This is a genomic window from Caulobacter hibisci, assembly GCF_016135805.1.
Taxonomy (GTDB): domain Bacteria; phylum Pseudomonadota; class Alphaproteobacteria; order Caulobacterales; family Caulobacteraceae; genus Caulobacter; species Caulobacter hibisci.
Map to the genome: position 1 here is coordinate 252,537 of NZ_JADWOX010000005.1, position 13,473 is coordinate 266,009.

The following is a 13,473-nucleotide window of genomic DNA, read 5'->3' on the forward strand; positions in this document are numbered from 1 at the left end:
GCCGAACTCAATCCAGCGCGCCGATATACGGCAGGCCGCGGCTCTTGCCCTCGTCGTCGAGACCGTAGCCGACGAGGTAGCGGGCCGGGGCTTCCCAGGCGACGAAGTCGGGCTCCATGCCGCGCGAGGTCGGCCAGGGCTTGCGGGCGAAGACGGCGGTCAGCACTTCGCTGGCGCCGGCGTCCTTGACCAGGCGAGCGGCTTCCGACAGCGACAGGCCGGTGTCGAACACGTCGTCGACGACTAGAGCGCGGCGGCCGACCAGCGGGCGCTGCAGGTCGGCGCGGACCTCGCAGCGGCCCGTGCTCTTGCGCTCGTCATGGTACGAGGCCAGCCACAGGGCGTCGAAACGGACGTTGCGGCCGACTTTCCAGAGGGCGCGGGTCAGGTCGGCGGCGAACCACAGGCCGCCGGTCAGCAGGCAGACGGCGACGGTGTCGTCGTCGATGCGCGGGGCGATCTGACGGGCCAGGGCCTCGACCCGCTCGGCGATTTCTTGCTCGGAAATGAGCACTTCGGGGCGGGCGAGTTCGGTCATGTCAGGGGATCTTGGTCAATGATGGTCGGCGGGGGCCGGTTCGGCCGTTCCGGTCTCATGAGCGGGGGCGTCATGTCCAGCCCCTTCCGCCGCGGATTCGTCCGCATGCCCCTCGGCGGCGGCGTGATCCTCGGCCGGCGTGTCCTGGGCGCCGCGCAGTTCCGGCTCGCCGTGGCCGTCCTTGGCCGCGTCCAGCCCGGTCTTGACCGCATGGCCCGCGCCCTTCTCGACCGCGAAGGCGACTTCCAGGATCTGGGCGCTGGACGGCGGGTCCAGCAGGGTGACCGAGAAGTGGCGGGTCTGGCCCGGCGGGATCATCGGATCGGCGGCGGCGGCCAACTGGCCGGCCACGCGCTTCTGGGCCTTGTTGAGCAGGGCGATGCGCAGCGGCGGCGCGGCGACCGGCTTTTCGGTGATGTTGCGGATCACGCCGGTGATGGTGATGGCGGCGTGGCCGTCCTTCATCGACGGTTCGGCGCGGATGCTGCTTTCCTCGACGATCAGGCCGATGGTGTTGATCGGCGCGCCGACCATGGCGTAGGCGCCGGCCGTGCTGGGCCACAGCTTGCCGATGTTCAGGCGGAAGACGCCGGCCCCGACCAGGATCACGACCATGACGGCGACCATGCCGCCCCAGACGATGCCGGTAGTCTTGGCCTCCTTCAGGCGGCGCTCGGCGTCGGCGCGGGCGCGGAACACCTTGGGCAGTTCCTCGCCCGGCAGGGCGCTGACCGGCGGTTCGGCCTCGGGCGTGTCGTCGAGGGCGTGCAGGGGATCGAGCGTCGCGGCCGGAGCAGCGACTTCACTGGCCGGCGTACTGGCCGGCGGCGCATCGAACAGCTCTTCGTCGGCGGCCGCCTCGTTACGGGCGGTCCAGCGCGCGCCGCATGAGGCGCAACGCACGACGCGCCCGGCCGACCCGACCTTGGCGTCGTCGACGAAATAGCGGCTGGCGCACTCCGGACAGGTCAGTATCATGGCCGCGAATCGGTCGCCCCCGCTTTACAGCATTGGAGGTCGCCGATTTTAACCCTGATGTCCAGAAACCCCATCGACACACCCTTGCGGACCGGCGCTGATCAGGATCCCGACGCCGTGCCCGTGGTCCGCTTCGAAGGCGTGTCGATGCGCTATGGCCGGGGCCCCGAAACCCTGCGCGACGTAGGGTTTTCCCTTGCCCCAGGCTCGTTTCACTTCCTGACCGGCGCCTCGGGCGCGGGCAAGAGCTCCCTGCTCAAGCTGATCTATCTGGCGCACCGTGCGTCACGGGGTCGCGTCGAGCTGTTCGGGCGCGATATCAGCCTCGTCCACGCCGGCGACCTGCCTTTCCTGCGCCGCCGCATCGGGGTGGTGTTCCAGGAATTCAGGCTGCTGGAGCACCTGTCGGTGTTCGACAACGCCGCCCTGCCCCTGCGCATCGCCGGCCGCAAGCCCAACACCTATCGCGACGACGTCGCCGAGCTCTTGCACTGGGTGGGCCTGGGCGAGCGGATGCACGCCCTGCCGGCCACCCTGTCGGGCGGCGAGAAGCAGCGCCTGGCCATCGCCCGCGCCGTGGTCGACCGTCCCGACGTGCTGCTGGCCGACGAGCCGACCGGCAATGTCGACCCGGCCATGTCGCTGCGCCTGCTGCGGCTGTTCGTCGAGCTCAACCGCCTGGGCACCACGGTGCTGATCGCCACCCACGACGAGGAACTGGTGGCCCGCGCCGCCCGGCCGGTGCTGCACCTGGAGCACGGCCGCCTGATCGAACCGGGCGAAGCCGAATGAGCGGCCCCTTCGACCTCAACCGCTGGAAGCCCGGCCCCCTGCTGCCGCCGCGCGACGCCCGCGACGGGGCCCTGGTGTTCGTCGTCGCCGTGCTGTGCTTCCTGGCCTGCCTCACCGCCCTCGCCGCCCTGGCCGCCAACCGCGCCGCCGACGGCTGGAGCGCCCAGCTGAGCGGCTCGGCCACCGTCGTCGTCCGCGCCAAGGCCGGCGAGACGCCCGACAGCGCCGCCGCCCGCGCCGCCGAGACCCTGGCCGGGGTCAAGGGCGTCAGCCAGGCACAGGCCCTGACCAAGGACAAGGCCGAGGCGCTGCTGGAGCCGTGGATCGGCCGCGACGCCCTGGTCGCCGACCTGCCGACCCCGCGCCTGGTCACCCTCGACCTCGATCCCAAGGCCCCCGCCAGCGCCGAGGCCCTGACCAAGGCCCTGCACGAGGCCGCCGTCGACGCCGTGGTCGACGACCACAGCCGCTGGATCGCCGACATCGAGCGCGGCGCGGGCCTGGCCCGCTGGGCGGCGCTGGGCGTGTTCGGCCTGATCGCCGCCGCCGCCGCCGCCGTCATCACCTTCGCCACCCGCGCGGGCCTGGCCGCCCGACACGAGGTGATCGAGGTCCTGCACCTGTCCGGCGCCGAGGCCGGCTTCATCGCCAAGCTGTTCCAGAACCGCTTCGCGGCCATGGCCGCCAGCGCGGGCTTGCTCGGCGGCGCGGCGGCGGTCATCGTCGGCGTGACGGCGCGGCTGGCGGGGGGCGGCGCGGGTCTGACGCCGGTGCTGCCGCTGGCCTGGATCGACCTTCTGGCGCCCCTGCCCTGCCCGCTGATCGCCGCGCTGGTCGCGGGGCTGGCCGCGCGCGCCGCGGCCCTCCGCCTGCTGAGGGACATGCCGTGAGAAGCATCGCCGCCTTCCTGATCGTGGTGATGATCTGGGTCCTGGGCCTGCTGGCCTTCACCTCGCGGGTGGAGCGCTCGACCCCGGCCGCCGATCCGCCCGTCTCCGACGGCGTGGTGGTGCTGACCGGCGCCTCGAACCTGCGGCTGGAGGCGGCCACCAAGCTGCTCGAGGCCGGCAAGGGCCAGCGCCTGCTGATCTCCGGCGTCAACCGCGAGGCCACCCGCGCCGACGTGCTGGACGTGACCAAGGCGGTCAAGCCGATCTACGACTGCTGCGTGGACCTCGGCTTCGCCGCCGCAGACACCGTCGGCAACGCCCGCGAGACGGCCGAATGGGCCAAGGCCCGCGGCTACAAGAGCCTGATCGTCGTCACCGCCGACTACCACATGCCGCGCTCGATGCTGGAGCTGCACGCCACCCTGCCCGACGTCGAGCTGCACGCCTATCCGGTCGCCACCGAGAGCCTGAACGCCCGCCGCTGGTGGAAGCGCAGCTACACCGCCCGGCGGATGATCGTGGAATACTGCAAGTACCTGGCGATCCTGGGGCGCGAGGCGTTCCTCAATCTCGGCCCCAAGGACAAGCCGGCCGACGGTCCGGCAAAGGGACCCGCCGACACGTCGGCTAAGGAAAAAGACTCTTGATCTATCTGCGCTCGATCCTGTTCCAGGCCTTCTTCTGGGTCTGGTCGGCCACCCTGGCCATCCTGATGCTGGTGACCCTGGTGCTGCCGCGCGCGGCCAACCGCGCCGTGCTGAGCTTCTGGTCGCACGGCGTGATCCAGGGCCTGCGCTGGCTGGCGGGCGTGCGGATCGAGGTGCGCGGCAAGGAGCACGTCCCGACCGGCCCGGCGCTGATCGCCGCCAAGCACCAGTCGATGTTCGACGTCTTCAGCCAGTTCGCCATCCTGCCCGACGCCTGCTTCGTGATGAAGAAGGAACTGCTGATGGTGCCGCTGTTCGGGTGGCACGGGCTGAAGGCCAAGATGATCGTCGTCGACCGCAAGGGTCACTCGACGGCTCTTAAGAAGCTGGTCCGCGACTCCATCGACCGCATGAAGGAGACCCGCCAGGTCGTGATCTTCCCGGAAGGCACGCGCGGCAAGGTCGGCCAGCCCGGCGACTACAAGCCCGGCATCGCGGCGCTCTATCGCGAACTGGAGCTGCCGGTGACCCCGCTGGCGCTGAACTGCGGCCAGCACTGGAAGCACAAGAGCCTGCTGGTCGAGCCCGGCGTCATCGTCTTCGAATACCTCCCGCCCATCCCCGCCGGCCTCAAGCGCGGCGAGTTCATGCGCGAACTGCAGACGCGGATCGACACGGCGACGAAGGCGCTGGAGGATGAGGGGATCTGATCCTTCCATCCTGAAGGAACCTCCCCCTGTGGGGGAGGTGATCGCGAAGCGATCGGTGGGGGGAGTTGGTGCGAGACGTGCAGACGCCTCGAAAGCTGAGAACGTCCCCCCACCGGCCTTTGGCCGCCTCCCCCACAGGGGGAGGTTCCTTGGCGCCAGGGCGGCTCAGCCCTCCCGAGCCTCCACCATCTTCAGCAACTGCTCCATCGCATGGTCCCGCACCCCGTCCTCGCGCAGGTGCATCACCAGATCCCGCAGATAGTCGATGTTCGGCCCCGACAGCCCCCGCGCCCCGGCGATCAGCTCCGCCTGCTGCTCCAGGCTCAGCGCGCCCGCCCACTGGCCGTGCTTGCGGTCGGACAGGAACACCAGGGCCGGGACCTCGCCGTTTCCATCGATGCGCAGTTTCGACCAGGCCTCGAAATAGGTCTCGGTCGGCTGCTCGCGTTCGCGCAGATAGGCGTAGACCTCGGGCCAGGCGTCCTCGGCCACCCGATAGGCCACGCCGCGCACCGCCCCGCCGGGGGCCAGGCCCAGCACCAGGCCAGGACGCTCGTAGGTGCCGCGGTGATGCACCGAATAGATGCAGAAGGCCCGCCTGCGCCCATGGAGGACCGCCGTTCTTCGGTCTATGAACGGGAACCCGGGCCGCCACATCAGCGATCCGTACCCGAACACCCAACGATCGCCCTCTTCAGGCCGTTCGCTCGTCACGCCCAACACCCTCACCGACCGGAAGCCCCTTCGCCCATGACCCATAACGACCCGACGCCGTCCCGCAAGCCCCGCCGTCGCGGCCTCGTCTTGCCTTTCGTGCTGGCGGCCCTGGTCTGCATCGCCTGGAGCGTCGGCTGGTTCTGGCTGCGCAACGAGATGGTCACGCGGATGGACGCCACCGCCGCCCATCTGAAGGCGCAGGGCTACGACCTGTCCTGGACCCGCCGCGAGGTCACCGGCTTCCCCTTCCGCCTCGACGTGCAGCTGGAAAACGCCCGCGTCGCCGAGCCCTCGGGCTGGGCCGTCCGCGCGCCGCAGCTGAAGGGCGAGGCGATGATCTATGGCGTCGGCCACTGGATGATCGTCGCCCCGGCCGGCGTGGTGCTGACTCGGCCCGAAAAGGGCGACGTGGTCGTCACCGGCGAGGCCCTGCGCGCCAGCCTGGCCGGCTTCGACCAGTATCCGCCGCGCATCTCGGTCGAGGGCGCCAAGCTGGTGTTCACCACGGCGGCCGGAGTCGAGCCGTTCCCGATCAGCTCGACCGACGCCCTCCAGCTGCACCTGCGGGCCGGTCCCGACGACCAGGGCGCGATCCTGTTCAAGGCCGACGGCGCCAAGGTGGCCTTCACCGGCCTGCTGGGCCGCATCGCCCAGGACCGCACCGCCTCGCTCTATTGGGACTCGCGGCTGTCGAAGGCCTCCACTCTGCGCGGCGACAACTGGACCGACGCGGTGCGCGACTGGACCGCCGCCGGCGGCGCGATCAGCGTCGAGAGCGGCAAGCTGACCGCCGGCGACGCCCTGATCGAGGCCAAGTCCGGCGCCCTGACCGTCGATCCGGACGGCCGCCTGCGCGGCGCCCTCGACGTCACCGTGCGCGAAAAGCCCAGCCCGGCCGAGGCGATCACCGACGCCCGTTCCGCCGTGGCGGCGGTCGCCGCGGCCGCCGGCCAGGACCCGACGCTCAGCGCCACCCTGAACTTCCAGGACGGCCGCACGCGGCTGGGCCCGTTCGACACCGGGCCTTCGCCGCAAGTGTACGTGCCGCGGTAAGGAAAACCCTCTCTCTTTGAGAGAGGGAGGGGCCCACCGCGAAGCGGTGGGAGGGTGAGAGGTTTCACCGTCTGCCGGCACATCCCAAGGCGCGCAGCCGTTGGCCCATTGGCTCGGAGAGAGAGAGAGAGCGACGACCCAAGCTCCCGAGCACTCCGGCTACCAACTGTAGCCCGCCGACGTCGCGCATCATCCGGACAGTTTGTACCCACTCACCCTCCCACGCCTTTGGCGCGGGCCCCTCCCTCTCTCCATGAGAGAGGGAACTTAGAACGGCGCAATTTCCTTCCCCGGTGATGGGGCTATTGCGCCCCTCGCCGCAAAGTCTATGTTCCGGCCCTCATTTTCGGGGATAGACATGGGTCGCGACGCGGACGAGACGCCGCCCTCGCTGGACGAGGTCCGATGGCGCATCGACGCCATCGATAGCCAACTGCTCGCGCTGATCGACGAGCGGGCCGGCCTTTCGCGCGCCGTGGCCACGGCCAAGCGCGCCGCCGGCGACACCGGCTTTGGCCTGCGTCCAGGCCGTGAGGCCCTGATCGTCCGCAAACTCCTGGCCTCGCCGCGCAACGACGCCTCCGACGCCCTGCTGATCCGCATCTGGCGCGAGCTGATGGCCGACAGCCTGTCGCGCCAGGGTCCGTTCCACCTGACCGTCTGGGGCGACGGCCGCACCGTCGAGCTGGCCCGCCTGCGCTTCGGCGCCGCCCCGCCGATGGCCGTGGTCGCCGCCGACAAGGACGCCCTGGCCGCCGCCAAGACGCCGTGGGGCGTCTCGGTGCTGGGCCTGCAGCCGGGCAGCGCCTGGTGGGGCCGGCTGCTGGCCGAACCCACGTTGAACATCTTCGCCGCCCTGCCCTGCCTGACCCGCTGGGGGCCGCAGGCCGCCTTCGCGGTGGCCCAGGTCGAGGTCGAGCCGACCGGCGGCGACCAGACCTTCTGGGTGACCGATAGCCCCAAGAGCGCGGCCGCCGTCGTCGAGGCCCTGGGCGCCGACGGCGTCGCCGCCGAGCCGGTGGCCGAGGCCGGCGGGCTGAAGCTGTTCTCGCTGTCGGGCTTCTACCAGCGCGACGACGAGCGCCTGACCCGCGCGCCAGGCCAGCTGTCGGGCGTGGTCGGGGCTGCCCCCGTTCCCTTCGACGTGTAACAAGGCCGACTTCGTACAGGGTCCCGTCGGGCCCGCCGGGACCCGTGATGACCGCTTCCGACCGCTCCGCCTCGCCCCGTCCGCTGCCCAAGCCGGGGATCCTCGACATCGCCGCATACGTGGGCGGCAAGTCGAAGATCGAGGGGATCGCCCATCCGGTGAAGCTGTCGAGCAACGAGAACGTCCTGGGCTGCAGCGAGCAGGCCAAGGCCGCCTATCGCGACGCCGCCGACCGCCTGCACGTCTATCCCGATGGCAAGTCCAGCGGCCTGCGGGCCGCCGTGGCCCAACGCTACGGCCTGGAGCCCGAGCGCCTGACCTTCGGCGACGGCAGCGACGAGATCTTCGCCCTGCTGTGCCAAGTCTATCTCGAGCCCGGCGACAACATCATCCAGGGCGAGCACGGCTTCGCCGCCTATGCGATCGGGGCGCGCGCCTGCCAGGCCGAAGTCCGCTTCGCCGCCGAGCCGAACCGCCGCATCGATACGGCGGAAATCGCAAAGCAGGTCGACGAACGCACCCGCATCGTCTTCGTCGCCAACCCCGCCAACCCGACCGGAACCTGGCTGACCGGCGAGGAAATCCGCGCCCTGCACGCGGCCCTGCCGCCGTCGGTGATCCTGGTGCTCGACGGCGCCTATGCCGAGTTCTGCACCGATCCGCGCTTCGAGGACGGCCTGGCCCTGGCGCGCGAGGCCCGGAACGTCGTCGTCACCCGCACCTTCTCGAAGATCCACGGCCTGGCCGCCCTGCGGGTCGGCTGGGGCTATGCCGACGCCGACATCATCGATCCGATCGAGCGCATCCGCCCGCCGTTCAACACCTCGATCCCGGCGCAGGAAGCGGCGATCGCCGCCTTGGCCGACCGCGCCTTCGAGGCCGCTTCGGTGGCCCTGGTCGAGCAGTGGCGGCCGTGGCTGGCCCAGCAGTTGGGCGGCCTTGGCCTGCCCGTCACCCCGTCGGCCGCCAATTTCGTGCTGGTCGACTTCCCCACGACGCCGGGCAAGACCGCCCTCGACGCCGAGGCCTTCCTGGCCGGCAAGGGCTATCTGGTCCGCGCCGTCGCCAATTACGGCCTGCCCCATTCGATCCGCATCACCATCGGCCGCGAAGAGCACAATCGCGCCGTGGTAGACCTGCTGGCGGAGTTTATGAACCGATGAGCCCCACCGGCCTGCTCTATCCCAAGATGACCGTCGTCGGCGCCGGCCTGATCGGCGGCTCGGTGATCCTGGCCGCGCGCGCCCACGGCGTTGTCGGTGAGATCACCATCGCCGACGCCAGCGAGGCCCACCGCGCCCGGGCCCTCGAGATCGGCCTGGCCGACCACGTCACCGGCGACCTGGCCGAGGCCGTCAAGGACGCCGACCTGGTGGTCATCGCCACGCCGGTGCTGTCGATCGGCGACGTCGCCGCCGCCGTCGCTCCCCACCTCAAAGCCGGCGCCACCCTGACCGACGTCGGCTCGACCAAGGCCACCATCGCCGAGGCCTTCCGCGCGCCGGAACTGGCCAAGGTGTTCGCCATTCCCGGCCACCCGATCGCCGGCACCGAGCAGTCGGGTCCCGACGCCGGCTTCGCCGAGTTGTTCGAGGGCCGCTGGACCATCCTGACCCCGCTGGCCGACCGCGACGACGAGGCCTACGCCGCCGCCGTCGCCAAGCTGGCCTCGTTCTGGCGCGCCTGCGGGGCCCAGGTCGAGCTGATGGAGGAAAAGCACCACGACCTCGTCCTGGCCGTCGTCTCCCACCTGCCCCACCTGATCGCCTACACCATCGTCGGCAGCGCCGCCGACCTGGAGAACGTCACCGAGAACGAGGTGATCAAGTATTCGGCCTCGGGCTTCCGCGACTTCACCCGCATCGCCGCCAGCGATCCGACCATGTGGCGCGACATCTTCGTGGCCAACAAGGACGCGGTGCTGGAGATGCTGGGCCGCTTCACCGAGGACCTGCAGGCCATGAGCCGCGCCATCCGCTGGGGCGACGCCGACACCCTGCACGCCCACTTCACCCGCACCCGCGCGATCCGGCGCGGCATCGTCGCGGCCGGTCAGGAAAGCGCCGAGCCGAACTTCGGGCGCGACCGCGGGAAGCACTGACATCTGATCCCTCTCTCTTTGAGAGAGGGAGGGGCCCGCGCCGCAAGGCGTGGGAGGGTGAGAGGTTTCACCGTTTGCAGGTGGAACCTCCAGGCCCGCGCCCAGATCGGACAGTTTGAAACCCCTCACCCTCCCACCGCTTCGCGGCGGGCCCCTCCCTCTCCCTACGGGAGAGGTTTTCCGCGCGCCGCTGGACTATTTTACACCCGTATAGCAACCTCCTCTCCAGATGCCTCCTGGGGAGAGAGACGATGCCTGACACCCGCGACGCCGTGATCATCGGCGGGGGCCACAACGGCCTCGTCTGCGCCTTCTATCTGGCCAGGGCCGGGATGAAGGTGACCGTCTGCGAGGCCCGCGGCGTGGTCGGCGGGGCGGCGGTGACCGAGGAATTCCATCCGGGCTTCCGCAACTCGGTGGCCAGCTACACGGTCAGCCTGCTCAATCCGCGGGTCATCGCCGACATGGACCTGCACGGGTTCGGCCTGACCTTCCTAGAGCGGCCGATCTCCAATTTCCTGCCGATCAGCGACGACAAGTACCTCAAGCTCGGCGGGGGTCTCGAACGCACCCAGGAGCAATTCCGCAAGTTCAGCCGCCGCGACGCCGAGGTGCTGCCGGCCTACTACGCCATGCTCGACGAGATCGGCGACGTGCTGCGCGATCTCGCCCAGGAGACCCCGCCCAATCTCGGCGACGGCCTGCCGGGCATCCTGCGGGCCCTGCGCCAGGGCGGGCGGCTGGCCATGCTGTCGCGGGAGCGCAAGCGCGACCTGCTCGACCTGTTCACCAAGAGCGCCCGGGATTTCCTCAACGGCTGGTTCGAGAGCGAGCCCGTCAAGGCCGCCTTCGGCTTCGACGCCGTGGTCGGCAACTACGCCAGCCCCGACACGCCGGGCTCGGCCTACGTCCTGCTGCACCACACCTTCGGCGAGGTGAACGGCAAGAAGGGCGCCTGGGGCCACGCGGTCGGCGGCATGGGGGCGATCACCCAGGCCATGGCGAAAGCCTGCGAGAAGGCCGGGGTCGAGATCCTGCTCGACGCGCCGGTCGAAGGCGTCCACGTGGATGGTGGTAAGGCGGTCGGCGTGCAACTGGTCGACGGCCGCCAGATCATGGCCCCGATCGTCAGCGCCAACGTCAATCCGGCCCTGCTGTACAAGAAGCTGGTGCCGCCCTCGGCCCTGCCGGCCGATTTCCGCAAGGCGATCGACGGCTACAAGAACGGCTCGGGCACCTTCCGGATGAACGTGGCCATGTCGGAACTGCCCGACTTCACCAGCCTGCCCGGCAAGGCGGCGGCCGAGCATCACCAGAGCGGGATCGTCATCGCCCCCAGCCTCGACTACATGGACGCCGCCTATCGCGACGCCAAGGCGTTCGGCATGAGCCGCGCCCCGATCGTCGAGATGCTGATCCCCTCGACGCTGGACACCAGCCTGGCCCCGCCCGGCCAGCACGTGGCCAGCCTGTTCTGCCAGCAGTTCGCGCCGCAGCTTCCCGACGGCCGCTCGTGGGACGACGAGCGCGAAGCCGCCGCCGACCTGATCATCGACACGGTCGACAAGTGGGCGCCCAACTTCAAGGCCTCGGTGCTGGGCCGGATGATCCTGTCGCCGCTGGACCTGGAGCGGAAGTTCGGCCTGATCGGCGGCGACATCATGCACGGCCACATGTCGCTGGACCAGCTGTGGGCCACGCGCCCCCTGCTCGGCCACGCCAGCCACCGCGCGCCGATCAAGGGCCTCTACATGTGCGGCGCGGGCACGCACCCCGGCGGCGGGGTGTCGGGCAATCCCGGCCGCAACGCCGCGCGCGAGATCCTGCGCGACACGGACTTCACCACGGCGGTGAAGCTGGCCGTGGTGGGGCGGTGAGCGGCATGACCGCCCTTCCCAACCACGACCCCCAAGCCGATTGGGGCCTGCCCGGCTGGATCTACGGCTCGGAGCGGTTCTTCCGCGAGGAGCAGGACAAGGTCTTCCGGCCGTCGTGGCAGATCGTCTGCCACCTCAACGACATCCCCAAGGCCGGCGACTTCCACACCTTCGACTTCGTGGGCGAAAGCCTGGTCGTGGTGCGCGGCAAGGACGGCGGGGCCAAGGCCTTCGCCAACGTCTGCCGGCACCGGGGCGCGCGGCTGCTGGACGGGCCCACGGGCCGCTGTGGGCGGATCGTCTGCCCCTACCACGCCTGGACCTACGACCTGGACGGCCGGCTGATCGGCGTGCCGATGCGCGATGACTATCCGGCCCTCGAGATGGACAAGCAGGGCCTGGCCAGGCTGGACTTGGAGATCTGGCGCGGCTTCGTCTTCGTGCGGTTGGAGGGAGACGGCCCGTCCGTCGCCGACATGATGGCCCCCTACGAGGCCGAGGTCGCCCACTACCGGTTCGAGGAGCTGCAGCCGTTCGGCCGCGTCACCCTGCGGCCGCGCGACGTCAACTGGAAGAACATCAGCGACAACTATTCGGACGGTCTGCACATCCCCATCGCCCACCCCGGCCTGACCCGGCTGTTCGGCAGGGGCTATGGCGTGGAGGCCCAGGCTTGGGTCGACAAGATGTGGGGACAGCTTATCGACGAGCCGTCGCACGCCCCGTCCGAGCGCCTCTACCAGGACCTGTTGCCCGACGTTCCGCACCTGCCGGACGATCGCAAGCGCCTGTGGACCTATTTCAAGCTGTGGCCGAACTTCGCCTTCGACATCTATCCCGACCAGGTGGACTTCATGCAGTTCATCCCGGTCTCGGCCACGACGACCATGATCCGCGAGATCGCCTACGCCCTGCCCGACGACCGGCGCGAGATGAAGGCGGCGCGATACCTGAACTGGCGCATCAACCGCCAGGTCAACGCCGAGGACACCGAGCTGGTGGCCCGCGTGCAGCAGGGCATGGCCTCGCGCACCTTCACCGCCGGGCCGCTGGCGACCAGCGAGGTGTCGTTGCGCAGCTTCGGCCGCAAGCTGCGGGCGCTGATCCCGGAAAGCCGCCTGCCGCGGCCGCCGGAGGGGTGGTGACCGGGCCTCCCTGTCCAAAACAGTTTCGTCATCCCGGCCGCAGCGAAGCGGAGAGCCGGGACCCAGGGGCCGCCGCATCGCGTCGGCAACCTCTGGGGCGGCGAACTCAAGCTCGACGCCCAGTCCCCTGGGTCCCGGATAGCCGCTGCGCGGCTTCCGGGATGACGAGCTTATGGGAATTTTGGGGACGATGACCCGCGCCCCCTTCACCCGCGAAACCGCCGACGTGCGCCGCCAGGCCCTGGTCACCGCCGCCGAGGCGGTGCTGGCGCGCGAGGGCGTGGCCGGGACCTCGGTGCGGGCGATCTGCGCCGAGGCCGGGGTCTCGCCCGGCCTGCTGCGGCATTATTTCGAGGGCGTCGACGAGTTGATCGCCGCCGCCTACGAGGCGGTGGACCAGCGGATCGACGCGGCGCTGGAGGCGGCCGTGGCGGCGGCGGGGCACGATCCGCGCGCGCGGCTGTCGGCCTATCTGGGCGCCAGCTTCGCCCCGCCGGTGCTCGACGCGAACCTGCTGGCGGCCTGGATCGGCTTCTGGGGACTGGTGCGGACCAAGCCGCGCATCGCCGCCATCCACGCGGCCTCGTATGCCGCCTATCGGGCGCGGCTGGAAACCCTGCTGGCCGACTGCGGCGCGCGCGAGCGGCGCCTGGCGGCGATCGGCCTGACGGCCATGGTCGACGGGCTGTGGCTGGAGCTGTGCCTGGATCCCAGCACGTTCTCAGGCGCGGAGGCCGTGCGGGCGCTGGAAGCGGCGGCCGGAGCCTGGATCCAATAGAAAAGCGTCCCCGAACCGCTGGGCGCCGCCAAGGCGGGATCACATCGGCCGGTCGGACGGCTTCAGAGTCGGCTCTCCGTCCCCGCCTGAACGGGGA

General features: G+C 70.5%; 14 protein-coding genes. 11 read left to right on the forward strand and 3 right to left on the reverse strand.

The genetic code is table 11. The annotated features are described in order from the left end of the window. Positions 1 to 7: 7 nt before the first annotated feature. Together I4Q42_RS10110 and I4Q42_RS10115 are read right to left on the reverse strand one after the other, a co-directional pair. The gene (locus tag I4Q42_RS10110; RefSeq protein ID WP_198575934.1) at positions 8 to 538 is read right to left on the reverse strand and encodes a phosphoribosyltransferase; all 531 of its coding nucleotides are present in this window, start codon (positions 536 to 538) and stop codon (positions 8 to 10) included. A 15-nt stretch (positions 539 to 553) separates the two neighbouring features. Beyond that, positions 554 to 1,516, reverse strand: coding sequence for an MJ0042-type zinc finger domain-containing protein (locus tag I4Q42_RS10115; protein ID WP_198575935.1), 963 nt, complete (start codon positions 1,514 to 1,516; stop codon positions 554 to 556). Between the two features lie 57 nt (positions 1,517 to 1,573). Here I4Q42_RS10115 and ftsE point away from each other — a divergent pair, with 57 nt between their 5' ends. Genes ftsE through I4Q42_RS10135 form a run of 4 tightly spaced genes read left to right on the forward strand, consistent with a single transcriptional unit; the run spans position 1,574 to position 4,555 of the window. Next, entirely contained in the window at positions 1,574 to 2,308 is a 735-nt protein-coding gene (ftsE, locus tag I4Q42_RS10120) for a cell division ATP-binding protein FtsE (protein WP_198575936.1), read from the forward strand. Next, a complete protein-coding gene (locus I4Q42_RS10125) occupies positions 2,305 to 3,198 on the forward strand; it encodes a cell division protein FtsX (RefSeq protein WP_198575937.1) in 894 nt (297 codons plus the stop codon). The genes ftsE and I4Q42_RS10125 overlap by 4 nt, the downstream gene beginning before the upstream one ends. 29 nt (positions 3,199 to 3,227) lie before the next feature. Continuing rightward, positions 3,228 to 3,845, forward strand: a complete 618-nt coding sequence (locus I4Q42_RS10130) for a YdcF family protein (RefSeq protein ID WP_232793028.1) — start codon at positions 3,228 to 3,230, stop codon at positions 3,843 to 3,845. Continuing rightward, positions 3,842 to 4,555, forward strand: coding sequence for a lysophospholipid acyltransferase family protein (locus tag I4Q42_RS10135; protein WP_198575939.1), 714 nt, complete (start codon positions 3,842 to 3,844; stop codon positions 4,553 to 4,555). The genes I4Q42_RS10130 and I4Q42_RS10135 overlap by 4 nt, the downstream gene beginning before the upstream one ends. A 165-nt stretch (positions 4,556 to 4,720) precedes the next feature. On the opposite strand, the gene I4Q42_RS10140 is transcribed toward I4Q42_RS10135, so the two are convergent. Then, entirely contained in the window at positions 4,721 to 5,269 is a 549-nt protein-coding gene (locus tag I4Q42_RS10140; protein ID WP_198575940.1) for a gamma-glutamylcyclotransferase, read from the reverse strand. 36 nt (positions 5,270 to 5,305) lie between these two features. Here I4Q42_RS10140 and I4Q42_RS10145 point away from each other — a divergent pair, with 36 nt between their 5' ends. From I4Q42_RS10145 to I4Q42_RS10175, 7 genes are all read left to right on the forward strand, one after another. After that, on the forward strand, positions 5,306 to 6,325 hold the full coding sequence (locus tag I4Q42_RS10145; protein WP_198575941.1) for a DUF2125 domain-containing protein: 1,020 nt from the start codon (positions 5,306 to 5,308) through the stop codon (positions 6,323 to 6,325). A gap of 358 nt (positions 6,326 to 6,683) precedes the next feature. Continuing rightward, the gene (locus I4Q42_RS10150; protein WP_198575942.1) at positions 6,684 to 7,475 is read left to right on the forward strand and encodes a chorismate mutase; all 792 of its coding nucleotides are present in this window, start codon (positions 6,684 to 6,686) and stop codon (positions 7,473 to 7,475) included. A 47-nt stretch (positions 7,476 to 7,522) separates the two neighbouring features. Next, positions 7,523 to 8,638 carry a histidinol-phosphate transaminase gene (gene hisC / locus I4Q42_RS10155; protein ID WP_198575943.1) on the forward strand — a complete coding sequence of 372 codons (1,116 nt, stop codon included), beginning with the start codon at positions 7,523 to 7,525 and terminating at the stop codon, positions 8,636 to 8,638. Next, positions 8,635 to 9,576, forward strand: coding sequence for a prephenate/arogenate dehydrogenase family protein (locus I4Q42_RS10160; protein ID WP_198575944.1), 942 nt, complete (start codon positions 8,635 to 8,637; stop codon positions 9,574 to 9,576). Before hisC ends, I4Q42_RS10160 begins: the two co-directional genes overlap by 4 nt. A 251-nt stretch (positions 9,577 to 9,827) precedes the next feature. Continuing rightward, complete coding sequence (locus I4Q42_RS10165; protein WP_198575945.1) at positions 9,828 to 11,453, forward strand: phytoene desaturase family protein; 1,626 nt, start codon at positions 9,828 to 9,830, stop codon at positions 11,451 to 11,453. A gap of 5 nt (positions 11,454 to 11,458) precedes the next feature. Continuing rightward, positions 11,459 to 12,598, forward strand: coding sequence for an aromatic ring-hydroxylating oxygenase subunit alpha (locus I4Q42_RS10170; protein ID WP_198575946.1), 1,140 nt, complete (start codon positions 11,459 to 11,461; stop codon positions 12,596 to 12,598). A 172-nt stretch (positions 12,599 to 12,770) separates the two neighbouring features. Further along, on the forward strand, positions 12,771 to 13,376 hold the full coding sequence (locus tag I4Q42_RS10175) for a TetR/AcrR family transcriptional regulator (protein ID WP_198575947.1): 606 nt from the start codon (positions 12,771 to 12,773) through the stop codon (positions 13,374 to 13,376). The last annotated feature ends 97 nt before the right edge of the window (positions 13,377 to 13,473 follow it).